We start from the raw sequence: 23,272 nt of genomic DNA, 5'->3' as shown, positions 1-23,272 counted from the left end.
GCCGATGACTCGACCGCTGATTGAGACTTACGACATTGATCGTTGGGTAAGGACGTGCCGGCGTAGTTATCGACAGGGCCACGAAGAATTGGAGCTGATAGAAGGGGGACAAGGAATGCCGGCGGTGTGGGCGGGAATCGACTCGGGCAAGAGGGCTCATCATTGTGTAGTGATCGATCAATCCGGGACGGTGCTGCTCTCGAAACGGGTTGAAAACGACGAGAGCGTGCTCCTCGAGCTCATAGCTAAGGTCGCGGAGATCGCGGCCGGACGTGAGGTCTGCTGGGCAACGGATCTGAACGCCGGCGGCGCCGCTCTGCTGATCGAGCTGTTGGCCGCGCACGCGCAGCAGCTGCTCTATATCCCCGGACGGATCGTGCACCACGCCGCAGCAACATACCGCGGCGACGGCAAGACCGATGCGAAAGACGCCAGGATAATCGCCGACCAGGCCCGCATGCGCACCGATCTGCAGCCCGTCCGCGGTGCGGACCAGATCAGCGTGGACCTGCGGCTCCTCACCGCCCGGCGGACGGACTTAGTCTGTGACCGGGTCCGGGCAATCAATAGGCTCCGGGCCACTCTGCTGGAGTACTTCCCGGTCCTCGAGCGGGCGTTCGACTACTCGAAGAAGGCGCCCCTGATCCTTCTGGGCGGCTACCAGACCGCCGAGGCCATCCGGCGGACGGGACTGACCAGGCTCGCAGGATGGCTCAGAAAGCGCGGCTGCCGGAACAGCACCGCCATGGCAGAGAAAGCCCTCAAGGCCGCGAACGCCCAGCACACCGTCCTGCCAACACAATCCACGGGCTCAGCCCTGGTCGTCCGGCTGGCCGAGCAGATCAGCGCAATCGACGCAGAGATCGCCGACGTCGATGCCCAGATCACGGACCTGTTCCGGCAGCACGACAGCGCCGACGTTCTGCTGAGCATGCCCGGGTTCGGACCTGTTCTCGCAGCCACTTTCCTCGCTAACATCGGCGGCAACCTGGACGGGTTCGACTCCGTCGACCGGCTTGCCAGTGTCGCGGGGCTTGCTCCCGTCCCGCGCGATTCCGGACGAATAAGCGGAAATCTGCACCGGCCACGCCGCTTCAACCGCAGACTTCTCAGGACCTGTTACCTCGCCGCGCTCTCCAGCCTGAAAAACAGTCCCGCTTCCAGAACCTACTACGACCGCAAACGCAGCAAGGGAAAGTCCCACAAGCAGGCTCTCATCGCCCTGGCCCGGCGCCGCATCAACGTCCTCTGGGCGATGCTCCGCGACTACACCGCCTACCAGGAACCAATGCCAAGAATCAGCACTCAAGCTGCTTGACAGAAACATTGAGATTCCCAATGTCCTGGAACGGCCCGGTCATCGGCCTCCGCCGGGCGTTCACTGATCATCAGCTCCTTTGGGACCAGGGCGTTCCGCATCCCGGCCCGCCGGTTTGGTTGGCGCACCGCACGGCCAGTCCGCAGGGCCGCAGAGAGCTCGGCTCTCAGCCCTCCGCGCCCTTGAATGTAAATGCACTGATAGATCGTCTCCGGGCTGATGCGCATGCTCTCATCATCGGGGAAATCGATCCGCAGCCGGACACTGATCTGTTCCGGGGACAGCCGCTCACGGGCCGTCAGCATCCCGGCAACGTAGAGCGCCAGGGCCTCGTTGGATGCCAGTTTCCGGGCCTTGGGCCGCCGTGCCAGCTTCTGGGCCCGGTTCTGGGCCGCGGACGCAAGATAGGGGCGTTGGCCCCCGTTGCGGACGTTCCGGCCCAGCTCCCGGCTAATCGTGGACGCGCTCCGGCCCAGACGACGGCCGATCTCCCGCACGCTGCACCCTTCCGCCCGCCACACCGCGATCAGCTCATGCTCATCAAGGACAGGTACCGCCCGCACGGGGGCGTAATCGAAGGATCCACCCCACCATGCTGACGGACGATCCCGCGTGCCGCCGTAACGGAAAGTCCGGCAACCTCCGCGGCCATCTCATCGGACAACCCCGAAGACCTCGCCTCCCAGAACACCCGCCCAACCTCACGCAACACCTCAGGCCGACCAAAACGTCCCACAACACCCACCAAACACTCAGGTGTTGCAACGACCCCTTGAACCTGCCTCCACCATAAGACGATTAAGTGTGATCAAATAGGCCTGAACGGGACCGCCGAAAACCCCGCGAATACGCCGTTCTGGCCGGGAATTACGGGGCGAACGGCCATAATGAGTGGATGGGTTGACCGATACGCCGGGTTTTGCAATATGCTTCACCAGCATCGCTTTCACGCTAGGTGACGGGGCAAATCAAGGGCATCGAACCGCACCAAACCATTCGTGATGGCGGCTTCCCGGGCGTCGTTGTCCGGCCAATATGCGCGCCTTCAAAGGGTTGCGGTGGCATCCTTGTGCCCCAAGCGCTGCGCCACGGCCAACGGTGACATGCCCCGGGCGATGAGCTTGAGGCGTGGTAGTGGCAAAGCTCATGCCACCAGGGCCCCCGCTTCCGTGACCGTCGTACGGACATTCCGCCATGCCTCGCTGGCCGTGTGCCGGGTACCCGGTCTTCCGCGCGGGACATTCGAGGATCCTTGAGACGACGCGTGGGCGGTTCCTGGCACTCGCTGCTGCTTGAGCCGAGTGACGGTGTGCGGGTCGCAGGAGTGGGCGGTTGGCCACCGCCGCTCGGTTCGCCCGAGGTGAAAATCGCTTCTGTGGGTGGAGGGCCAACTTGGCCTAGGATCTCCTGCAATCCGGAGCGAGGACGGTGCAGGGGCGGTGGGGTTCCGGGCGCCGGATGGAATGATTAGTTGCCGCTCGTCGGAGGCTAGCCCAAGAAGTGACCTCTCGCGTGTTGGGCCGCTGTGGCGTGCCAGCTGGGCTCTGTCGCTAGTGCTGCTGGCTCGATTTGTGCCAACGAAAACTCTCGGGTAGAGTAATTACTCGTGCTGAGGGGCACGGAGGAAAGGTTAAGGCCTTTTCGACCGGCCCGAAAGTGTCAATGGGATATGGTGTAATTGGCAACACTACGGTTTCTGGTACCGTCATTCTAGGTTCGAGTCCTGGTATCCCAGCGCTTGATTTCCGCGGGTTCCCGTGGAGTTTCAGGTGTTGCGAATCGAAATTCATCGATTTGGAACAACGCCAAGTTTGTGAAACACTATCTTGGCTTGATCGGCAGGAATGCTGATCGGAAAGTACATGGCCCCATCGTATAGCGGCCTAGTACGCCGCCCTCTCACGGCGGTAACGCGGGTTCGAATCCCGCTGGGGTCACGAGTAACCGGCTCCGGGCATCAGTCCGGGGCCGGTTCTTTTTAATGCTGGCCTTGCGTCCATGCCAACGAGGGACCACTCTGTCTCAATCATGCCAGTAACGGGAGCCGAGGATGTGCATGCTCCAAGCAGCAGGGAATCATCCGGGTTCCACAAAAGGCAGGGTCCGCGGGCTGCTTGCGGCGCTGGCAGCGACCATGGCTGTTGTGGTGTCCGCATGCGTGCCTGGCTTAGATGGTCCGAGTCCGAGTCCGACAGAGTCTTCACCGGGTCCCTCCAGCCACATCGCGGAGCCCAATCCGACTCCATCCGCTACAGCTCCTCCCCAAGAGCCGCCTGTCTTTCCCGTAAGTGGATTCTTCGTTCGCGCCAGCGTTGAGGATGACGAAAACTCGCGAAAGCTGTCGGCTATTCATGCGGTGGGCGGCGACACCGTCATCACCTTCGGCTCCCGGCTGGTGCCTGTGCCGTTGAAGGGCGTTCCGGCGGACTGCAAAATAGGCTCGGTCAATTGCGTGCAGGCCGCCACCGCCGGTGTTCGGCTGAACCGGGTCTTTGCGTACTCGGACTCCAGCCATTGGGGCATCGATGCCAAGAAGTGCCCCCGGGACCGGGTCATCACCAGCAACAGGAAGTACTTTACGGTTTTGGTTCTGCCGGTCGAGGGTACCGGATGCACCTCGCTTACCGGCCGCTACGACGTGGTTGTTGTCAGCGGCGGCAGCAAAGGCTCGGCGAGTGCCTCGGGTTCCTTGGCCCGCGAGGCAACGGCGCGCGGGATGAAGTTCTACGCCGGCATGCCCAGCCCGGCCAACCGCAAGGACGCGTCCTACCTCCCGGACCTTTCCTACCGGGTCACCTTCAGCCAGTTCACGGATAGATTTCTGCAGCACCAGTCGAAGACCAACAATGTCTCGGCACTGGCCGGTTTTTACCTCTCGACGGAGATGCCGCTCAGCACCAGCCCGACCTTCAACGACGTGCTGACCTTGTACCGGATCCAAAATCAGGCGATCCGGAAAGCCATGCCCGGCCGCGCCGCCGTCGTCAGTCCCTACCTGGACGCCAGAACGGCGGCCGCCGGCCACACAACGCCCGCGGAAGCTCGGGCGGCAATGCGAGCTATTGCACTGACCGCCAGTGGGGTCGCCCTGTCTATCGCAGTTCAAGACGGAATGGGCACGGGGAAAGGGGGAGCCTACTTCGGCAACGAGTCGCGGGCTCCTGTTGATTCCTACGCAGCGGCAGCGGTAGGGGCGGGAACCTGGGGGAGCAAGTACCTGGCACCGAACCGGGATTACTTTGCTGCCGCGGCCCGAGGGGTGGCCGGCACCGGCGCGGTCCTGTGGGCCAACCTGGAAGGAATGGCGCCCGCAACAGGCAAGAACAAATGTGACGCCAACGTCAGGGGACAGACGACCCGGACGCGCATCGACCGCCAACTGCAGCAGATCGGTAACCCGCCACAGAAGGTCATCTCCTTCATGTGGGATTCCTACTACACGTGCGCTGGGACTGGACGCCCTTTGGAACAGCAGCTGGCTGCCGGCGAATACACCCCGGTGATGACAGACACGTTCTTTGACGCTAAGACCGGTGCGGTCAGGGTTACCGGCTTCAACCTTAGAGGAGCGAAGATTCAGCTGAGGTGGACGAACGGCGCAGGGAAGGTTCAGTCCAAGGTTGTAGCCGCCACCGGATATGACCCAGGTTCTGGCAAAAAGAAGGGCATGAACCCGCTCCTGCAGTCGGTCACGGCAAACGCAGGGAGGACGACGCTGATGCCGGGGAGCCACTACACCGTAGGCGTTACGAACGCACTGGGCGCGAAAAATGACGCTCCTTATTCGAAGCAGGGGTAGGTTGGGCGGGCTCTGCTCGTTCAGAGTGCTGAGCCTGAGCGGCACCGCAGTTGCGGCACCTCCGCGGGCCAGAACTGGCATGATGAAGCTGTGACCTCCAACCGGACCCCGCCATACAGTGGCCAGGAAGTCGAACCGCCGTCTGCCGGCGTGCGGCTCCTGGAGGAGGTCCGCCGCGATTTGGCAACCGTCTCGTTGCCACTGGCCCTGCCGACGGCTGACCAGGCGCGGCTGGAGATCCGGAACTCCGTGGCCCAGCTCGATGACTACATCCTGCCCCGTTACCGCAGCCTTGACGCTCCGCTGCTGGCCGTCGTCGGCGGCTCGACGGGTGCTGGCAAATCGACGCTCGTCAATGCGCTCGTCGGCCATGCAGTTACACGCGCCGGAGCCATCCGGCCCACCACGCGCCAGCCCATCCTCCTGCACCACCCCTCGGAAGCTGACTGGTTCGATGACCAGCGGGTTCTGCCCGGCCTGAGCCGGATCCGCGGAACCGTCGTCCCGGCCGGGGTCACGCCTGCGCCCGGCGGTCCACCCGGAACGTCAACGGACACCGCGCCCGTCTCGTCACTGGTCCTCGTGGGCGATCCGGCCGTGCCCGAGGGCATCGCACTGCTTGACGCTCCGGACGTGGACTCCATCTCCGACGAGAACCGCAGGCTCGCCGGGCAGCTGCTGGCGGCAGCGGACCTTTGGATCTTTGTGACAACCGCCAACCGCTACGCTGACGCCGTTCCCTGGAAGCTTCTGCTGAACGCGGCGTCGAGGGACATCATGGTGGCGGTGGTCCTCGACCGCGTGCCCCCGGCGGCGGAAGCCGAAGTGAGCGAGGATCTGCGCAGCATGCTGGCAAGGGAAGGCCTCGGTGCCGCCCACCTGTTCGTCATCCCGGAAGTTGCCCTGGGCAGCTCCGGGATGCTGCCTGCGGAAACCGTGGAACCCCTAAAAGCCTGGCTCCGCGGCCTTGCCGACGACGCTGCCGCCCGCGCCGACATCGTAAGGCGGACACTGCACGGCGCCGTGCGGGAACTTGGCCAACGCATGGGACGCATAGTCGACGCTGCCAAGGAGCAGGGCCGCGCGGCCACCCTGTTGGGCGATGACGTACGGGCCGCCTACCAGGACGCGGGTACCCGGATAATCGATGCCACCAAGGACGGTGCCCTCCTGCGTGGCGAGGTCCTGGCCCGCTGGCAGGACTTTGTGGGAACGGGTGAGTTCTTCCGGAGCCTGGAGCAGAACGTGGGGCGGTTCCGCGACCGGCTGGGGGCATTCTTCCGGGGCGAGCCTGCGCCCGCAGTGAAAGTGGAAACCGCCATTGAAACCGGGCTCCAGGCCGTCATCCTGGATGAGGCTGCCAAGGCGGCAGAGGACGCAGACCAGCGCTGGCGCTCGGATCCGGCAGGCCGGCAGCTCCTGGGCACGGACGACCTCTCGGGAGCGAGCCCCGGCTTTGGGGACCGCGTGGCGGCGGAGATACGCGACTGGCAGGCTGGCCTCATGGAACTGATCAGGACCGAAGGGCAGGACAAGCGAACCCAGGCACGGTGGCTCTCCTTCGGCATCAACGGCCTCGGCGCCGCACTGATGATTGTGGTTTTCTCCATGACTGCGGGGTTGACCGGCCTTGAGATCGGCGTGGCCGGAGGGACCGCCGTCGTGGGCCAGAAACTGCTCGAAGCAGTCTTTGGCGAGGACGCCGTACGCCGGCTCGCCCGTACCGCCCATGACGATTTGGCCGGCAGGTGCCGAAGCCTGCTGGCGGCCGAGCAGGAGCGCTTCCTGGACCGGCTGGAACCGGAAGCCGGGCAGGCCGCGGCCGGGCTCGCCAAACATGCGCAGGCACTCGCGCGGCTGGCGGACGCCACGTGAACCGCCGGGGCAGGGCGAAGGAAGAGATGCGGCTGCAAGGCCGCCTCGAAGCTTTGGGCAGGGCCCGGGAGCTGGCCGAGGGGGTGCTTCCCGACGCCGCCCTCGAGGACGTGCTCGGGGTCCTGGAACGTGCCCGGTCGCGGCGGGCGCTCTCGGCCGACCACACGGTGGTGGGCTTCTTCGGGGCGACCGGAAGCGGAAAATCCACCCTGTTCAATGCCGTGAACGGCGCCGAAATCGCGACGGCGGCGGCACGCCGGCCCACGACATCCGAACCTTTGGCGAGTGTGTGGGGAGCCGACGGCAGCGAGCCGCTGTTGGACTGGCTGGATGTCCGCGCCCGCCACCTCGCAGATCCCGTGGACGGGTTTGCCGACGAGGATACCGGGCTGATCCTGCTGGATCTGCCCGACTTCGATTCAACCCGCACCGCGAACCGGGAGATCGTGCAGCGGCTGGTGGGGATGGTGGACGTCCTGGTCTGGGTACTGGACCCTCAAAAGTATGCCGACGACGCCGTCCATAACGGCTTCCTGGCTCCGCTGGCGTTACACGGGGCCGTCACGCTGGTGGTGCTCAACCAGGTGGACAGGCTGCCGGCAGGGGATGTGGAGCCCGTGCTGGAGTCGCTACGGGGGATCCTGGCCCGCGACGGACTGGGCAAGGTGCAGCTTCTGGCGGCGTCCGCGCTGACGGGAGCGGGAGTGGACGGTGTCCGGGCTGCCATCCGCCGCGTGGTTTCGCAGCGGGAGGCGCAGTCGCTGCGGCTGTCCGCGGACGTGACCAAGGCGGCGGCGCAGCTGGAGGAAGTGTCGGGCCGCGGGGAAGCCGCCGGCGTGAAGGGCGGGACCATAGGGCGGCTTGCCAATGAACTGGCGACGGCGGCCAACGTGCCCCTGGTGGCCGATGCGGTGTCCGCGTCCTACCGGATCGAGTCCACCCGGCGCACCGGCTGGCCGGTGACGCGGTGGCTGGTCCGCTTCAGGCCAGATCCGCTCCGCCGGCTCAACCTGCGACGCAATGCCAGCGCCGAGGTGAACCGGACGTCGCTGCCGCCGGCGGGAGCCCCGGAGCGTGCGCGGAGCGATGCTGCGGTCCGCCAGTTTGCAGACGCCGCCAGTGACGGTGCCCCCGGGCCCTGGCAGGCATCAATCCGCGCCGCGGCCCGGACGGGGAGGGACCGGCTGCCTGATGCCCTTGACCAGACCATTGCCAGGACGGACCTCGCTGCGGGCCGGAAGTCCTGGTGGTGGGGTGCGTTCAACGTTGTGCAATGGCTGGCGCTGCTCGCCGCCGTGGCAGGGCTGGGGTGGCTTGGTGTGCTGGCCGGGCTCGGTTACCTGCAGCTGCCCGTTCCGGAGGTGCCCCGGGTGGAAGGCTGGCCGGTGCCCACCCTGCTGATTGCCGGCGGAGCTGCGCTTGGGATCCTGCTCGCCGTGACGGCCAAATTCATCTCTGCCGGCGTGGCGCGCCGCCGCGGTGCGAGGGCCAGGAAACGGCTCAACGCTGCCGTGGCAGAGGTGGCGGGCCGGCTTGTGGTGGAACCGGTGGAGGCGGAGGTCCGTCGCCTGGAGTCGTTCAACGCGGCGCTGCGGGCCGCCGCAGGATAGTTCTTGGTGCACCGCAGCTGCCGGTCCTCGTCACAGGGTGGTCCTCCGGCCCGTCAGCCGGCTGCAGCCTCCAGGGCTGCGGCGGCGTCCCGGACCTTGATCATGGTGCGGAGGTTTCGTGTGGTGGTGGAGGCCTTGTACTTCGGCTTGGCGGACAGTTTGCTGAACGGGCTTTCGAGAGTACCGCCGGCGGGCGCCAGCCAGGCCATGGCCTCAGGACCCAGCCGCTCCTGCTCCGCGCCGTCCAGCGCTTTGCCCGTGGTGAACAGCTCATCCAGCGCAGCCGTGTCCGAGGCCAGGGTGAGATATGTGTGCGTGCTCTTGTCGTCGGCGGGATAGCGGCACGCGGCCACGAGCTCGGCTACGCGGTCCGCTGTCAGCACCACCACCCAGGCGTCGTAGCCGAACGACTTCCGCAGGGTTGCCTCGAATTCCTTCTTGACGGCGGCAGGGCCGAGATCGCTGGCCAGCACCACGTTGCCGCTGGCCAGCAGCGTCTTCACTCCGGCGAACGGTCCCGCCTTCAGGGCTTCCTTAAGGTCCGCCATCTTGATGTTGATGCCGCCCACATTGATGCCGCGGAGGAACACTGCGTAGCTGGTCATGCGCCCAGACTACAAAGGCCTCATCGGTCGCTGCCGCTGGCTTAACGATCCAGGCGAACCGAAGAAGTCGCAGACAGCGGTGTGCCCGCCCTAGCCGCTTTACGGCCCCGCACCTCACTGTTCGGAATGGCGTATTTCACGCAACCCGGATCCGGGCAGTGGCGGCGCGGTGGATCGGTAGGTGTGGCCGGTGGGTGTAGTGAGTTCTATGGTGTGCCTTGGGCCTGGTCTGGGTTGGGCTTTCCAGCCGGGGAGTTCTTTGGTGTGGTTGCAGGCCTCGCACAGTCCCGCACCGTTGGCCACGCTGGTTGGACCGCCGTCGTGCCAGGGGATGATGTGGTCGTGGTGGCGGATCGGGGCGTCACAGTAGGGGGTGCGGCAGGTCTCGTCCCGGATCTGGATGAAGCGGCGCAACGGTGCCGGGAAAAGCCGCCGTCGCGAGTCCATGGCGACCAGGTCACCCGTGTCCGGGACTGCGTACAGTCGCCGGAGCCAGATCTTCAGTTCCTTCAGCGGATCCTTCTGGCCGGTGGTTGACCCGCAAGGGCTTGAGCTGGATGCGCCTGAGCCGGAATGGGCTGGCTGGAGGCGCCCATGCTCTCCTTGTCCCTGGGCCTCTTCCTGGCTGAGGAGGTTGCGTGCCCAGGCGGCGGGGACGATGCCGTAGCCGGTGAGGCGTGCGGGTTCGCTGTCGCCTTGGAGGAGGGTGTGGTCGGTCATGACGAGGTTGATCTCGATGCCGGTGATGCCGCCGGGGGTGCCGGTGGTGCGTTCGACGAGGGTGTCGGCCTTGATCTGGTCCCGGGAACGCGGATCTCCGTCGCACTTAAGGGTCTCGGCGTGCCGGGTCAGCGCAGCGTACACGGCGACGCCCTGGTCGGCGGGCAGCAGTGCGGTCAGGTAGGTCATGCAGTCCGGGGCGGGGCGCAGGCTCACCGACCGCTCCGACGCGGCGTGGCTGGCGCGCTGGACGATGGAACGGGGGTCCCTGCGGGTGGCGGCGGCCCGGGTTGCGGAAATGACTGTCCGGGTTCCGGCGCCGTTGAAGGTTCCTGTGTCGGCGGCGAGTTCCTCGTCGACGGCGGTCCTGTCGGCTACGGTCAGGCACGCTGTTTCTTTCACGACGTACATGGCGCGCTCTTCATTGAGCTGGCCGGTGTCCAGGGCGGCCAGGCTGTGGGGCATCTCCTTGACCAGGGCCTTGGACATGCCGAGCAGCCGGCCGCCGCGGTGCGGGGACTCGCCCCGGGCCAGCGCGATCTGCTCAGCGGCGCCCATGCTGTGTTCCTTGGGGCGTTTCTTGCCCAGATCCTCCGCAGCTAGGGGGTTAGGACTGGCCTGCCCAGGGCCGTCCTGCGCCGCATCATCGACGTGTTCCTCGCGGTGCCGGATCTCGAAGGCAACCGCAAGCCGCGCCTGTTGCCCGGCAGCCCAGCACTTGAAGTCCTCGTAGCCGCGTACCTGGTCGATCAGCCCGGCACTGTCGGCGGTGAGGTCGGCCCGCAAAAGGACAGCTGCTGCCGCGCTCCGGTCTCTAATACTCAGCCAAGGTGTACCACCGCCGGAGGCACGGCCGCCGTTGAACAGGACATCAGCAAACAGTGCCTCGGGAAACGGGTCCTTCGGGAAGTCATCGTCAGCAATCAGGGCGTCGGCGAAAGGATCCTCAGGAGAAACGTCGTCGGCGTGCACGAAGTTGGGGTCATCGTCGTAGGCCAACCCGTGGACCGCCAACTCCGGAACCGCAGCAGACCGCACAACGCGGCCGCGCGGCGCCGCTCCTGTCAGTGCTGAAATCCGGCTGCCTTCCATGAACACAGTCTGCCAATGCCCACTGACATTAAAGGATAGGTCGGGCACCAGATGTGGGCGAGGTCTGAAAGTTTTTTAGATCCATCTCAGAACGAAAACTGGGTAGCAGCAGGGGGCGTTCCCAGCGCTGGGAACGCCCTGATCTGGTACCCACTTGGGCGCCGGGGCCCGGCGACGCGATGCTAGTCGTTATTCTTGCGGAGGGCTTCGGTCAGCACGCGGGCCGCGTTGCACACAACCTCCGCGTGCAGCCGGCCGGGCTGGCGGGTGAGCCGCTCGATCGGGCCGGAGATGGAGACCGCGGCGATGACGCGGCCTGAGGGGCCCCGCACGGGTGCCGAGACTGAGGCGACCCCAGGTTCCCGTTCGCCGAGGCTCTGGCCCCAGCCCCGCCGTCGTACTCCCGCCAGAACGGTGGGCGTGAAGCGCGCCGACTGCAAGCCCTCCAGCAGGCGGTCGTGGTCCTCCCAGGCGAGCAGCACCTGGGCGGCAGAGCCGGCCTTCATGGACAGCTGGGTTCCCACGGGAATGGTGTCGCGGAGGCCAATCGGCCGTTCGGCGGAGGCAACGCACACCCGCCAGTCGCCCTGGCGGCGGAAGATCTGGGCGCTTTCGCCGGTGGCATCGCGGAGCTGCATGAGGACCGGCCCGGCGGAGGCGATCAGCCTGTCCTCACCGGCGGCGGACGCCAGCTCCACGAGGCGGCTGCCGAGGACAAAGCGGCCCTGGATATCGCGGCTCACCAGGCGGTGGTGGACCAGCGCCAGCGCCAGCCTGTGCACCGTTGGCCGCGCCAGTCCCGTGGCAGCGACTAGCTGCGCCAGAGTCGTGGGTCCGGCTTCAAGAGCGTCGAGCACCTGTGCTGCTTTATCAATGACACCGACTCCACTAGAATTGTCCATGTACTGATATTGCCGTCTCATTATCTGAGATGCAAATCTTTTGACTGGCTTATTACAGGGTCTGCTGTTTCAGTGGAACCAACAACAAACAGCTTCGAAGGGAGATGGCCATGGCCAAAACATTGGCCGAGAAAGTCTGGGATGCGCACGTGGTGCGCAAAGGCGACGGCGAAGGCGCCAACGCCCAGCCTGACCTTCTGTACATCGACCTGCACCTCGTCCATGAGGTGACCTCCCCGCAGGCATTCGAGGGTCTCCGCCTGGCCGGCCGCAAGCTGCGCCGCCCGGACCTCACCATCGCCACCGAGGACCACAACACCCCGACGCTGGACATCGACAAGCCGATCGCCGACCTTACCAGCCGGACCCAGATCCAGACCCTGCGCAACAACTGCGAGGAGTTCGGCGTCCGCCTGCACCCGCTCGGTGACGCCGAGCAGGGCATCGTGCACGTCGTGGGTCCGCAGCTGGGGCTGACCCAGCCCGGCATGACCGTGGTCTGCGGCGACTCGCACACCTCCACCCACGGCGCGTTCGGTGCGCTGGCCATGGGCATCGGCACGTCCGAGGTGGAGCACGTCATGGCCACCCAAACGCTGTCCCTCAAGCCCTTCAAGACCATGGCCATCAACGTCGAGGGCACCCTGCGCCCCGGCGTGACCGCCAAGGACATTATCCTTGCCGTCATCGCCAAGATCGGCACCGGCGGCGGCCAGGGTTACGTCCTGGAGTACCGTGGCTCGGCCATCCGCGCGCTGTCCATGGACGCCCGGATGACCATCTGCAACATGTCCATCGAAGCAGGCGCCCGCGCCGGCATGGTGGCTCCGGACGAGACCACTTACGCCTACATGAACGGCCGCCCGCACGCGCCGCAGGGCGCCGAGTGGGACGCCGCCGTCGAATACTGGAACACGCTGCGCACCGATGACGACGCCGTTTTTGACGCCCAGGTCGACCTGGACGCCAACACCCTGGAGCCGTTCGTCACGTGGGGCACCAACCCGGGCCAGGGGGTCTCACTGTCGGCCAAGGTGCCGTCCCCGGAAGACTTCGGCGACGAGAACGCCAAGGCCGCGGCGGAACGCGCCCTGCAGTACATGGGTCTGGAAGCCGGAACGCCCATGAAGGACATCCGGGTGGACACCGTCTTCCTGGGCTCCTGCACCAACTCTCGGATCGAGGACCTGCGGGCGGCGGCGGACATCATCCGCGGCCGCGAGAAGGACCCGAAGGTCCGGATGCTGGTGGTCCCCGGCTCGGCCCGGGTGCGCCTCGAGGCCGAGGCTGAGGGCCTGGACAGGGTCTTCAAGGACTTTGGTGCTGAATGGCGCTTCGCCGGCTGCTCCATGTGTCTGGGCATGAACCCGGACCAGCTGGAGCCGGGGGAGCGGTGCGCGTCCACGTCCAACCGCAACTTCGAAGGCCGGCAGGGCAAGGGCGGCCGCACGCACCTCGTTTCACCGGTAGTTGCAGCCGCCACGGCCGTCCGCGGAACGCTGAGTTCGCCGTCGGACCTTGACCCGGCACCGGAATCCGCAGCCCTCACCACCGACGCCGCCTAGGAAGACGCCATGGAAAAGTTCACCACCCACACCGGCATTGGCGTTCCGCTGCGCCAGAGCAACGTTGATACGGACCAGATCATCCCGGCCGTGTACCTCAAGCGCATCACCCGCACCGGCTTTGAAGACGCGCTGTTCTCAGCGTGGCGCAAGGACCCTTCCTTCATCCTGAACCAGGAGCCGTTCAACGCCGGATCCGTGCTGGTGGCCGGCCCGGACTTCGGCACCGGTTCGTCCCGCGAGCACGCCGTCTGGGCGCTCAAGGACTACGGCTTCCGCGCCGTGCTCTCCTCCCGGTTCGCCGACATCTTCCGTGGCAACTCGGGCAAGCAGGGACTCCTTGCCGCCCAGGTTGCCCAGGATGACATCGAGCTCATTTGGAAGGCGCTCGAGAACGCGCCCGGGACCGAGGTGACCGTTGACCTCGCCTCCAAGACTGTGATCTGCGGCAACGTGGTTGCACCGTTCGAGATCGACGACTACACACGCTGGCGCCTGCTCGAGGGCCTCGATGACATCGGGCTGACCCTGCAGCACGAAGAGGACATCACGGCGTACGAAGCCACGCGGCCGTCCTTCAAACCGCTTACGCTGCCGGCCAGGACCTCCTAGGCGGGCTTGGTCACGGCAGAGTCTGAACGTCCTGGCCGGATCCGTAAGGCCTGCTGAAGACGGATTCTGTTAAGGTTCTCTGGTGCGGAAAAACGTTATGGTCTATGGCAGCTCCGTGGTGCGGGATGCGTGCCAAGAGATCGGCGATGAACACCATGTGATTGGTTGCGTCACAGGTCAGTCGATGATCAGCGCCCTGTCTAAGCCGACCCAGCTGCTGCAAGGTGAGCCGCCCACTTCGGCCTTGACGGCTCGGTCGTTGGCCGGCGATATCAAGTCCAGCCTCCTGCCGCACGTGCGGCGGCATGCGGCAGACCTGGATGTCCTCGTCCTGGACCTGAACGACGAATCGATGGGTGTGGTTGCGCTCCCAGACGGAAGTTACGTGACCTATTCCTCTGAGCTCATTAGCTCAGGGCTGCTGGCCTTGGTGCAGGGCCGAAGGCGGGTCATCAACGCGGCAACCGAGCGCCATTGGACCCTTTGGGAGTCCTCGGCAAACCGCTTGTTCAAGGCCCTTACGGCGTTGGGGCTGATGGAGAAGACTGTCGTCATCAACGCACCACGCGCCGGCAAGATACAGGCTGGGCATCCCGCAGAGGAGCTCCGCCTCGCAAACACCCGGGAGTTGGACGCCTACCTAGGAGAGTGCAGCGCCCATATCCGAAGTCTTGGCTTCAGGGTCCTGGCCCTGCCCGAGGGGCTCGGCTACGCAGGGTCCTGTCTCAACGCTCCGGATCGCTTGCCGCACGAGGAAATCACCTGGATCGCGGCGCAGATCCGGAGCGCGGTGAATGCAGCAGCCGAGCCCCCAGGAGGGCTTTCTTGCCACATCGCCCAGTCAGTGCGTGAGGCACGTATTTCGGTTCGGTAACGCAAACTCCTATGCTTAGCTGGTGCCTTTGTAAGGATTTGGGGGGCGAGTAGTCGTGAGGAAACCGGTAAATGAGTAGTGTTCTGACAATTCGCGGAGGCGTCCCGCTAACTGGCCGTGTCAGCGTCCGCGGTGCCAAGAACCTTGTGCCCAAGGCCATGGTGGCCGCCCTGCTGGGCAACGAGCCCTCTGTGCTGCGCAACGTTCCGGAAATCAAGGACGTCGAGGTGGTCACCAGCCTGCTCCAGCTGCACGGCGTGACCGTCGAGAAGGACCCCGTCACCGGAGACCTGACCCTGGATCCCAAGGCGGCCAAGACAGCGCCGAGCACGGCCATCGACGCACACGCCGGTGACTCCCGGATTCCCATTCTGCTCTGTGGTCCCCTGATCCACGCGATCGGCGAGGCCTTCATCCCGGACCTGGGCGGCTGCAAGATCGGTGACCGGCCCATCGACTACCACCTGAACGTGCTGCGGCAGTTCGGTGCCGTCGTCGAGAAGCGCCCGGGCGGCATCCACATTTCCGCGCCCAAGGGGCTGCACGGGGCCAAGATCTCCCTGCCGTACCCCTCCGTCGGAGCTACGGAACAGGTCCTCCTGAGCGCAACCCGCGCCGAAGGCATCACCGAACTCTCCGGTGCCGCCACCGAACCCGAAATCGTCGACCTCATCGCCGTGCTGCAGAAGATGGGCGCCATCATCAGCGTCCAGACGGACCGCACCATCCGCATCGAGGGCGTCCGCGACCTGGGCGGCTACAACCACCGGGCCCTGTCGGACCGCAACGAGTCGGCCTCGTGGGCTTCCGCGGCACTGGTGACGCGCGGCGACATCTTCGTTGAGGGCGCCTCGCAGCGGGACATGATGACCTTCCTGAACACCTTCCGCAAGGTGGGCGGCGGCATGGACATCGGCGAGGACGGCATCCGCTTCTACCACCGCGGCGGCAAGCTCAGCCCCCTCGTCCTCGAAACCGACGTCCACCCGGGCTTCATGACCGACTGGCAGCAGCCCCTCGTGGTGGCCCTGACCCAGGCCGAAGGCGTGTCCATCGTGCACGAGACCGTCTACGAGAACCGCTTCGGCTTCACCGACGCCCTCATCCGCATGGGTGCCAGCATCCAGGTGCACCGGGAATGCCTGGGCAGCGTGCCGTGCCGCTTCGGGCAGCGGAACTTCCTGCATTCCGCCGTCATCTCGGGCCCCACGCAGCTCAAGGGAACCGACATCGACGTGCCGGACCTCCGCGGCGGCTTCAGCCACCTGATCGCCGCATTGGCCGCCACGGGCACCTCGCGGGTGACTGGAATCGACATCATCAACCGCGGCTACGAGCGGTTTACCGAAAAGCTGGCCGGGCTCGGCGCCGACTTCGACATCTCGTCGGCGAAGTAGCGGGGGCCCGGTGAAAGAATCGGCCAAAAGCCACACAACGTTCGTGATAATCGCCGGCATTGTCCGGCCGGTCCTGAACCTGATCATGAACAAAAAATGGGAGGGCACGGACAAGCTTCCCGCGGGCGGCTTCATCGCCGTGCCCAACCACTGCACCGAGATCGACCCCCTCGTGATCGGGCACATGCTGTACAGCAACAAGCGCGCCCCGCACTTCCTGGCGAAGTCGGGCCTCTTCAAGGTCCCGGTCGTGGGTGCCGTGCTGCGTGCCACCAAGCAGATTCCGGTGGAACGCTCGACGGCGGGGGCTAACCGCTCGCTGCAGCTCGCCCAGGAGGTTGTGGCTGAGGGCGGAGCGATCATCATCTACCCGGAGGGCACGCTGACCCGCGACCCCCACCTGTGGCCGATGAAGGGCCACACCGGCGCCGCCCGCCTGGCCCTCGAGGCCGGCATCCCGGTGGTTCCGGTGGCACACTGGGGAGCGCACGAGCTCTTTCCCCGCTACGCCAAGCGGTTCCACCTGTTCCCGCGCAAGACGTCCAGGATCCTGGTCGGCGACCCCGTTGACCTCTCGCGCTTCGCGGGCCGGTCCCGGGACAGGGCCACCTTGGCGGAAGCCACGGAGGTCATCATGGATGCCGTGACCGGACTCCTGGCCGAACTCCGCGGGGAGCAGCCGCCGGCCCGGCGCTGGGACCCGACCGCCCACAACCAGACGAAGCACGGCCGCGATGTTGAGCGGGGCGGGAAATGACCCCTGTGTCTGCCCGGCCCGGCTCTGCCGTGTCCGTGGCAGTTTTGGGTGCCGGTTCGTGGGGGACCACGTTCGCGAAAACCCTCGCCGACGCCGCCACCGCCTCAGGCGTTGACCGCAGCATCCGGGTCTGGGGACGCCGGGAAGAAGTCGTGGCCGAGATCAACGGCAACCACCGCAACCCCCAGTACCTCGCCGACATCGACCTTCCGCCGAGCATCACCGCGTCCACCGACGTGGCGGACGTGCTGTCCGGAGCTGATCTGGTGGTCCTTGCGGTGCCCGCACAGTCGCTGCGCCTGCAGCTGCGCAAGTGGAAGCCCCTGATCGGGCCCGACGCGCTCGTGGTGTCCCTGATGAAGGGCCTCGAACTGGGCTCGGACGCACGGATGAGCGAGGTCATCGCCGAGGAACTGGACATCCCAGCCGACCGCATCGCCGTAGTATCCGGCCCCAACCTGGCCATGGAGATCGCCCGGGAGGAGCCCACGGCCTCGGTGGTTGCCTGTGCCGATTCCGCCGCCGCCGGCTGGATCGCCAGAAGCTGCACCGCCCCGTACTTCCGTCCCTACACCACCTCTGACATCGTCGGCGTCGAGATCGGCGGCATCGTCAAGAACGTCATCGCGCTGGCCGTGGGCATCTGCGAGGGAAAGCAGATGGGGGACAACACCAAGGCTTCCGTGATTACCCGCGGCCTGGCTGAAACCTCCCGGCTGGCCCTGGCACTCGGCGGCAAAGCCCACACCATGGCCGGCCTGGCCGGCCTCGGGGACCTGGTGGCTACGTGCTCGTCACCGCTGTCCCGGAACCACACCGCCGGCCGCCTGCTGGGACAGGGGCTCACGCTGGACGAGGTCACCCAGAAAATGACCCAGACGGCCGAGGGCATCAAGTCCGGCCAGGCAGTCCACGAACTGGCCGGCAAGCTCGGCGTCGAAATGCCCATCACGGCGGCCGTCGTCGCGGTCCTCGCCGGAAAATTGTCCGTTGACCAACTCGGGCCGCTGCTGCTGTCCCGGGAACTTAAAGCCGAAGGCGATTACTGACAGTGTCGGAAGAAAACTTGACCGCAGCGGACAAGACCAACGAGAGCCAGACAACCCCTCACAAGCCGCGGGTGGCCGTCCTCTTTGGCGGCCGCTCCAGCGAGCACGCCGTCAGTTGCGTGACCGCCGCCGGGGTGCTGGGGGCCATCGACCGGAACAAGTACGACGTCGTTCCCATCGGCATTGCCAAGTCCGGCCAGTGGGTGCTCGCGTCCGGGGACACGACCCAGTGGTCACTCTCCGCCACCTCGCTTCCCGAGGTTCCGCCGTCGGCCCAGACTGTAAGCCTCACGGAGATCGGCGGGGAGCACCAGCTCATCGTCACGGCCCCCAACGAGGTGCCGCAGGAACTTGGCACCGTGGACGTGGTGTTCCCCCTGCTGCACGGGCCCTTCGGCGAGGACGGCACCATCCAGGGGCTCCTGGAACTCTCCGACACCCGTTACGTCGGCGCCGGCGTCCTGGCCTCGGCGGTAGGCCTGGACAAGCACTTCATGAAGGTGGTCTTCGAGGCCGCCGGACTGAAGGTGGGCCCATACATCGCGGTGACCGACCGGCAGTGGCGCAACGACCCCGAATCTGTCCGCAAACAGGTCGACGTGCTGGGCTTCCCGGTGTTCGTCAAGCCCGCCCGGGCCGGATCCTCGATGGGCATCTCCAAGGTGGACTCGCTTGACGGCCTGGACGCCGCCATCGAGGCGGCCCGTGAACATGATCCGAAGCTGGTGATCGAGGCCGGCATCGTGGGCCGGGAAATCGAATGTGCCGTGCTCGAGGGCCGCGGCGGCAACGCCCCCCGCACGTCCCTGCCCGGCGAGATCTCCGTGGCCGCCGGCGAGCACGAGTTCTATGACTTCCAGGCCAAGTACGTCGATGACGCGGCAGCCCTGAGCTGCCCCGCCGACATGCCCGAGGAAGCGATTGCGCGCGTCCGCGAGCTTGCTGCCGCGGCGTTCGATTCTGTGGGGGCGGAGGGCCTGAGCCGCGTCGACTTCTTCTATACGCCGGACGGGGACCTCATCATCAACGAGATCAACACCATGCCCGGGTTCACGCCGAAGAGCATGTACCCGCAGATGTGGGCGGCCACCGGACTGAGCTATCCGGAACTGATTGACGAGCTGATCCACCTGGCGCTGACCCGCAAGACCGGCCTGCGCTAGGTTCCGGCACCCGCTCCTGCGGTTGGCGCCGTCGGCCGCAAGGGGAGCATTTTGCCGTGCCATACTGGACCACGGCCGTATTGTCAGCTGCTTTATCGTTGGGACACAGACATGCTTTATGAAACCGAAGAGCTTGCAGGCGAAGAGCCCCAGCAACCGCCGAAGGCGAAACAGAGGCGTGTGGCCCGTAACGTTCTGCTGGGGGCCTTGGCGCTTTTCCTTGCGGTGGCAGTGGGAGCGGGCGCATTTGTTTTCAATCTTGCAAACAGCTTCAACTCCAAGTCGCAGAAGATCGAGCAAGTCTTTCCAGACGACTCTGCCCGGCCGGAAAAGGCCCAGGCCAGCGGTCCTGCCGCCACGAACATCCTGCTGCTCGGAAGCGACAGCCGCGCGGCATCGGTTGACACTGCCGGGGCGGGCGCGGCCAGCGACCAACGTTCGGACACGATGATGTGGCTGCACATTCCGAGTGACCGGAAGAACATCTACATGATGTCCATCATGCGTGACACGTGGGTGGACATTCCGGGGCACGGGCAGGCGAAGATGAACGCAGCCATGGCTTTGGGTGGCATTCCACTGGTGGTTCAGACGCTCGAGGGGATGTTCGATACCCGGCTCGACCACGTGGCTGTCGTTGACTTTGAAGGTTTCAAGGCGATGACGGATGCCTTGGGCGGCGTCCAGGTGAATGTCCCAGTCGCCTTCAATACCAAGCAATTCTCATTTCCTGCCGGTAAGCAGGAGCTTTCGGGTGAGCAGGCCCTCGCTTTTGTCCGTGAACGCAAGGCCTTCAGCGACGGGGACTACCAACGCGTCAAGAACCAACAGGTGTTCCTCAAAGGCCTGATGTCGCGGTTCCTGACCACCGGGACGCTGACTAATCCTGTCACGATTAACAACCTCGTGGACAAGGTTTCGCCGTACATCAGCGTGGACGAGTCCCTTGATGGCGCCACGGCTGCAGGGCTCGGCGTGGAACTGCGGAGCGTTCGGGCCAACAACGTGGTGAGTTTCACGCTGCCAACGCTGGGCACTGGGACTTCGTCCGACGGCCAGTCCATCGTCGTCCGTGATGACAGTGCAATTTCCAGTATTGGTGAGGCTTTGAGGAAGGACACTCTCGGAACGTATCTGCAGGGTGCCGGGTTTGCCGGAACTTCGTAGCATTTTGTTCGAGTCCCCCTACTTGCTGGTGGGCAGTCCCTGAAGATCCTCTTGGCCGACGCACTTGCGGTCCGCCTTGACTTTCGCTGCGGCTCCTGACAAATCTGCCAGGACGGTGGCGGAGCTGATCTTGTCCGGATCCAGCAGAAGCTCGGTGGCCGGGTTCCTACCGAAAGTAGTTAGGGTCCAGACAGGATCGCCCTCCTTGATTACCCAGTCCACGTCGTTAACACTGACGCATCTGTCGGTGGTGGGTCCCGGGACGTTCACCCCGCATCGCAGAATGACCAATGACGGATCGCCCCACGCCGCTGTCGCCTGGCTGTTTGTCTTGCGGAGATGCGCGTCCCCCAGGGCATCGGGCAGCGCCACCATCATCGGGGCGCAAGCAGGGTTGGCTGCATCGGATGCGGGCGTCACGTCGACGGTCGGCGCGCAGGCCGTTAATATCAGGGTGGCTGACGCCGACAACCAAAGAAGGTGCGAAGGCGTCCGAAGTCCATGCATCTTCCCAGCCTATCTCGGTGCGCATGGCAGGGACGTTCTGCTGCGGACATTCAGAGCGACTGTGGTTGGCCTCCTTTTCGCCTCGCACGTTGCCGTTGCTGAACTTCGTTATACTGTTAAGGACGTGTTCCCGCAGCCGGGTCAGTCTGGGCATAGGGCAACGCGAACTCGCAGCATTGGGGGGCACACTTGAGAGCGATCAAGAGCGGCTTGATCAAAGCAAGTCAAACAGTCATGGGCGGCTTACTGGTTGCTTCCTGCCTTCTGGTAACGGGCGGCGCAGCTCTTGGCGACGAAGCAACCGATCCCGGCGTAGTTGTCACGGAGCCCGGTCCGCAAGAACCGCAGCCTGAGCCCGCGCCGGTGGATCCTGCTCCTGCGGATCCCGTTCCTGTTCCACCTGAGCCGATTCCTTTGCCGGTTGAGCCTCCTCCTGTTCCCGTTGAGCAGGTGCCTGCTCCCGTTTACCCAGCGCCTGTTCCTGTTCAACCTGTCCCGGTTCCGGCAGTGCCCGCTCCGGTGGTCCCTGTGCCCGTTGTGCCTGCGCCAGTACCGGCCGTACCCGTTCCTGCCCCGGCGCCCGTTCGCGTAGCGCCCGCGCCGGTGATTTCAATCCCCCTCCGGCCGTCCGCTCCCGGTGCCGTATCGACTCCTGCTCCGATTCAGGAACCTACGGCGCTGGCGCAAGCTATTGACGCAATTGAAGCGCTTTCGGATCAGCCGGGCGCCTCCCCGTTGGAAAACTCCAGAGGTGCCGCCGCCAGCCCGATGACGGCACGGCCCACCTCCGGGGCAGTGTCCCCTTCGGCCGTGGCTACCTCTCCGCCGCTGGCCTCGAAGGGACTTCCTGGTATAGCGGAAACCCAGATCCAGGCAGCCGTCGCGGTAGCCACAGGCAGCCCTTTTATTGTTCAGTTGATGACCGTGCTTGCATTGGTCGCGGCAGGTGTGGCCTACTTCCGCTTCATGGGGGCGAGGAGTCTCAGGACGCCCAGCCGGTCGCGTAAGTAAGGCGGATGAAAGGCTCCACCCTCGGCGAACGGCCGGCCGTTGCGCACCGCATTTCACTACTTGTCCACAGCTACTGGCCGGACCAGAGCCCCCCACAGCGCCGATGGAGCGGACTGGTTAGAGAATTTCAGTCCGCCGGTTGGGAAGTGGGCGTCGTAACCCCCATTTCGCACTTCCCGCACGGGCGCCGCAAGGAGAAACGTGCCGAAGCTGGCTACCCTTTCGCTGTTCAGAAGGGACAACACGGCGAGCGCATCAGGCGCGTGCCGTACTTGCGCCACGCCGAAACGCGGCTGGGACGGTTCATCGATCATCTCTACACGGCAGTAATGACCGTTCCTGCCGCCATGATGGAACCGCGCCCCGAGGTAGTCATCGTAACCGCACCGAGCCTGCCCATACTTGCAGCGGGTTACGTGGTATCCAGGCTCCGCAGGGTGCCCCTCATCGTGGAGATGAGGGACGCATGGCCGGACCTGGCCCGCGACGCTCGTCTTGTTCAGGGCCCCGTCAAGAGCACGGCCGAACGCGCGGTGGAGTTCGTGCAGCGCAAAGCTGACCTGGTGATTACCGTCACGCACGGGTTTGCGAAGACATTGCTGCGGCGTGGAATTCAGCACGTTGCAACTGTTCCTAACGCCCTGGATCTTTCGACCATCCCGCATTTGGATCCTCCGCCAGCCAAGAAAGCGCGTTTGGACGTTCTGTATCTAGGCAATCATGGTGAGAGTCAAAGGCTGGATGTCATGGTGCAGGCTGCAGCCCTAGTCGGTGACGCGATGCATTTGCACATGGTGGGCTATGGCGTGGTTCGGTCGCAGCTGCAGCAGCTTGCCGCACGGCTCCAGGCTCCGGTAACTTTCTACCCCCCCGTAAAGAGGGCAGACGTCGTGGAGCAGTACCAGCGCGCGGACTCCTGCATCGTGGCGTTGCGCGACGATTGGAAGTCGTTCGACACAACAATTCCGTCAAAGACCTATGAGGTTCTGGCTGTGGGGAGGCATGTGACGGCCGTAGTAAAAGGAGAAGCGGCCCACATCATCGAAGATTCCGGAGCCGGCGACCTGGTAGCCTGCAGTCCCGAGGCAGTCGCCGCCCTGTGGCATGATCTCGTGCGCGACAGAAGCAGGCTGGACGTTGGACGGAGCGGCCGCGATTGGGTGCAACAGAATGCGGAATTGTTGACATCTGCCAGGCACTACATGGAGCTCGTTCATGACGTCGTGAACAGAACGGCGCTCCGGTAGCC

18 protein-coding genes, 2 tRNA genes and 1 pseudogene are annotated in these 23,272 nt (G+C 65.2%); 15 read left to right on the top strand and 6 right to left on the bottom strand.

The window, feature by feature from the left end; genetic code table 11:
- Positions 1-115 precede the first annotated feature (115 nt).
- Positions 116-1,318, top strand: coding sequence for an IS110 family transposase (locus QF036_RS16615; RefSeq protein ID WP_307103616.1), 1,203 nt, complete (start codon positions 116-118; stop codon positions 1,316-1,318).
- Between the two features lie 14 nt (positions 1,319-1,332).
- On the opposite strand, the pseudogene QF036_RS16610 reads toward QF036_RS16615, so the two are convergent.
- Positions 1,333-2,066 (bottom strand): annotated as a pseudogene (locus tag QF036_RS16610) (IS30 family transposase); the annotation flags it as partial.
- 915 nt (positions 2,067-2,981) lie between these two features.
- Between QF036_RS16610 and QF036_RS16605 the strand changes: the two are divergent.
- The 5 genes from QF036_RS16605 (at position 2,982) to QF036_RS16585 (ending at position 8,602) form a co-directional block, all read left to right on the top strand.
- A tRNA-Gln gene (locus QF036_RS16605) sits at positions 2,982-3,053 on the top strand.
- 129 nt (positions 3,054-3,182) lie between these two features.
- Positions 3,183-3,255, top strand: a tRNA-Glu gene (locus QF036_RS16600).
- A gap of 419 nt (positions 3,256-3,674) precedes the next feature.
- Positions 3,675-5,117, top strand: a complete 1,443-nt coding sequence (locus QF036_RS16595) for a hypothetical protein (RefSeq protein ID WP_307103613.1) — start codon at positions 3,675-3,677, stop codon at positions 5,115-5,117.
- 90 nt (positions 5,118-5,207) lie between these two features.
- Positions 5,208-6,992, top strand: a complete 1,785-nt coding sequence (locus QF036_RS16590; protein WP_307103611.1) for a dynamin family protein — start codon at positions 5,208-5,210, stop codon at positions 6,990-6,992.
- A 26-nt stretch (positions 6,993-7,018) separates the two neighbouring features.
- Positions 7,019-8,602, top strand: a complete 1,584-nt coding sequence (locus QF036_RS16585; protein WP_373460165.1) for a GTPase — start codon at positions 7,019-7,021, stop codon at positions 8,600-8,602.
- 53 nt (positions 8,603-8,655) lie between these two features.
- On the opposite strand, the gene QF036_RS16580 is transcribed toward QF036_RS16585, so the two are convergent.
- The 3 genes from QF036_RS16580 to QF036_RS16570 all read right to left on the bottom strand — a co-directional run bounded on the left by QF036_RS16580 (position 8,656) and on the right by QF036_RS16570 (position 11,921).
- Positions 8,656-9,207, bottom strand: coding sequence for a DUF1697 domain-containing protein (locus QF036_RS16580; protein WP_307103607.1), 552 nt, complete (start codon positions 9,205-9,207; stop codon positions 8,656-8,658).
- 114 nt (positions 9,208-9,321) lie between these two features.
- The gene (locus QF036_RS16575; protein WP_307103605.1) at positions 9,322-11,019 is read right to left on the bottom strand and encodes an HNH endonuclease; all 1,698 of its coding nucleotides are present in this window, start codon (positions 11,017-11,019) and stop codon (positions 9,322-9,324) included.
- Positions 11,020-11,201: 182 nt separating this feature from the next.
- The gene (locus QF036_RS16570) at positions 11,202-11,921 is read right to left on the bottom strand and encodes an IclR family transcriptional regulator (RefSeq protein ID WP_043420062.1); all 720 of its coding nucleotides are present in this window, start codon (positions 11,919-11,921) and stop codon (positions 11,202-11,204) included.
- 110 nt (positions 11,922-12,031) lie between these two features.
- Between QF036_RS16570 and leuC the strand changes: the two genes are divergently transcribed.
- The 8 genes from leuC to QF036_RS16530 all read left to right on the top strand — a co-directional run bounded on the left by leuC (position 12,032) and on the right by QF036_RS16530 (position 20,505).
- Positions 12,032-13,486 carry a 3-isopropylmalate dehydratase large subunit gene (gene leuC / locus QF036_RS16565; RefSeq protein ID WP_307103603.1) on the top strand — a complete coding sequence of 485 codons (1,455 nt, stop codon included), beginning with the start codon at positions 12,032-12,034 and terminating at the stop codon, positions 13,484-13,486.
- Between the two features lie 9 nt (positions 13,487-13,495).
- On the top strand, positions 13,496-14,098 hold the full coding sequence (gene leuD / locus QF036_RS16560; protein WP_307103600.1) for a 3-isopropylmalate dehydratase small subunit: 603 nt from the start codon (positions 13,496-13,498) through the stop codon (positions 14,096-14,098).
- Between the two features lie 82 nt (positions 14,099-14,180).
- Positions 14,181-14,972, top strand: coding sequence for a DUF6270 domain-containing protein (locus QF036_RS16555; RefSeq protein WP_307103598.1), 792 nt, complete (start codon positions 14,181-14,183; stop codon positions 14,970-14,972).
- A gap of 71 nt (positions 14,973-15,043) precedes the next feature.
- A complete protein-coding gene (gene murA, locus QF036_RS16550) occupies positions 15,044-16,369 on the top strand; it encodes a UDP-N-acetylglucosamine 1-carboxyvinyltransferase (protein WP_307103597.1) in 1,326 nt (441 codons plus the stop codon).
- 10 nt (positions 16,370-16,379) lie between these two features.
- Positions 16,380-17,126, top strand: coding sequence for a lysophospholipid acyltransferase family protein (locus QF036_RS16545; protein ID WP_307103594.1), 747 nt, complete (start codon positions 16,380-16,382; stop codon positions 17,124-17,126).
- Positions 17,123-18,175, top strand: coding sequence for an NAD(P)H-dependent glycerol-3-phosphate dehydrogenase (locus QF036_RS16540; protein WP_307103592.1), 1,053 nt, complete (start codon positions 17,123-17,125; stop codon positions 18,173-18,175). The genes QF036_RS16545 and QF036_RS16540 overlap by 4 nt, the downstream gene beginning before the upstream one ends.
- A gap of 17 nt (positions 18,176-18,192) precedes the next feature.
- Complete coding sequence (locus QF036_RS16535) at positions 18,193-19,338, top strand: D-alanine--D-alanine ligase family protein (protein ID WP_307105953.1); 1,146 nt, start codon at positions 18,193-18,195, stop codon at positions 19,336-19,338.
- Between the two features lie 51 nt (positions 19,339-19,389).
- Entirely contained in the window at positions 19,390-20,505 is a 1,116-nt protein-coding gene (locus QF036_RS16530) for an LCP family protein (RefSeq protein ID WP_307103590.1), read from the top strand.
- Between the two features lie 18 nt (positions 20,506-20,523).
- Here the strand turns inward: QF036_RS16530 and QF036_RS16525 are convergent, their stop codons facing one another.
- Both QF036_RS16525 and QF036_RS16520 read right to left on the bottom strand, forming a co-directional pair.
- Positions 20,524-21,012 carry a DUF3515 domain-containing protein gene (locus QF036_RS16525; RefSeq protein WP_307103588.1) on the bottom strand — a complete coding sequence of 163 codons (489 nt, stop codon included), beginning with the start codon at positions 21,010-21,012 and terminating at the stop codon, positions 20,524-20,526.
- 716 nt (positions 21,013-21,728) lie between these two features.
- Complete coding sequence (locus tag QF036_RS16520) at positions 21,729-21,905, bottom strand: hypothetical protein (RefSeq protein ID WP_307103586.1); 177 nt, start codon at positions 21,903-21,905, stop codon at positions 21,729-21,731.
- A 123-nt stretch (positions 21,906-22,028) separates the two neighbouring features.
- Here QF036_RS16520 and QF036_RS16515 point away from each other — a divergent pair, with 123 nt between their 5' ends.
- Positions 22,029-23,270 carry a glycosyltransferase family 4 protein gene (locus tag QF036_RS16515; RefSeq protein WP_307103584.1) on the top strand — a complete coding sequence of 414 codons (1,242 nt, stop codon included), beginning with the start codon at positions 22,029-22,031 and terminating at the stop codon, positions 23,268-23,270.
- Positions 23,271-23,272 lie beyond the last annotated feature (2 nt).

Source organism: Arthrobacter globiformis (assembly GCF_030817195.1).
Classification (GTDB): Bacteria; Actinomycetota; Actinomycetes; order Actinomycetales; family Micrococcaceae; genus Arthrobacter; species Arthrobacter globiformis_D.
This window is presented reverse-complemented; position numbering and strand designations above follow the sequence as displayed.

Bases quoted from the DNA above. Each gene is read 5' to 3' on its own strand.
- QF036_RS16585 (WP_373460165.1), top strand. From the start codon at position 7,019: ATGCGGCTGCAAGGCCGCCTCGAAGCTTTGGGCAGGGCCCGGGAGCTG.
- leuC (WP_307103603.1), top strand. From the start codon at position 12,032: ATGGCCAAAACATTGGCCGAGAAAGTCTGGGATGCGCACGTGGTGCGC.
- QF036_RS16540 (WP_307103592.1), top strand. From the start codon at position 17,123: ATGACCCCTGTGTCTGCCCGGCCCGGCTCTGCCGTGTCCGTGGCAGTT.
- murA (WP_307103597.1), top strand. From the start codon at position 15,044: ATGAGTAGTGTTCTGACAATTCGCGGAGGCGTCCCGCTAACTGGCCGT.
- leuD (WP_307103600.1), top strand. From the start codon at position 13,496: ATGGAAAAGTTCACCACCCACACCGGCATTGGCGTTCCGCTGCGCCAG.
- QF036_RS16570 (WP_043420062.1), bottom strand. From the start codon at position 11,921: ATGGACAATTCTAGTGGAGTCGGTGTCATTGATAAAGCAGCACAGGTG.
- QF036_RS16575 (WP_307103605.1), bottom strand. From the start codon at position 11,019: ATGGAAGGCAGCCGGATTTCAGCACTGACAGGAGCGGCGCCGCGCGGC.
- QF036_RS16515 (WP_307103584.1), top strand. From the start codon at position 22,029: ATGAAAGGCTCCACCCTCGGCGAACGGCCGGCCGTTGCGCACCGCATT.
- QF036_RS16615 (WP_307103616.1), top strand. From the start codon at position 116: ATGCCGGCGGTGTGGGCGGGAATCGACTCGGGCAAGAGGGCTCATCAT.
- QF036_RS16525 (WP_307103588.1), bottom strand. From the start codon at position 21,012: ATGCATGGACTTCGGACGCCTTCGCACCTTCTTTGGTTGTCGGCGTCA.
- QF036_RS16580 (WP_307103607.1), bottom strand. From the start codon at position 9,207: ATGACCAGCTACGCAGTGTTCCTCCGCGGCATCAATGTGGGCGGCATC.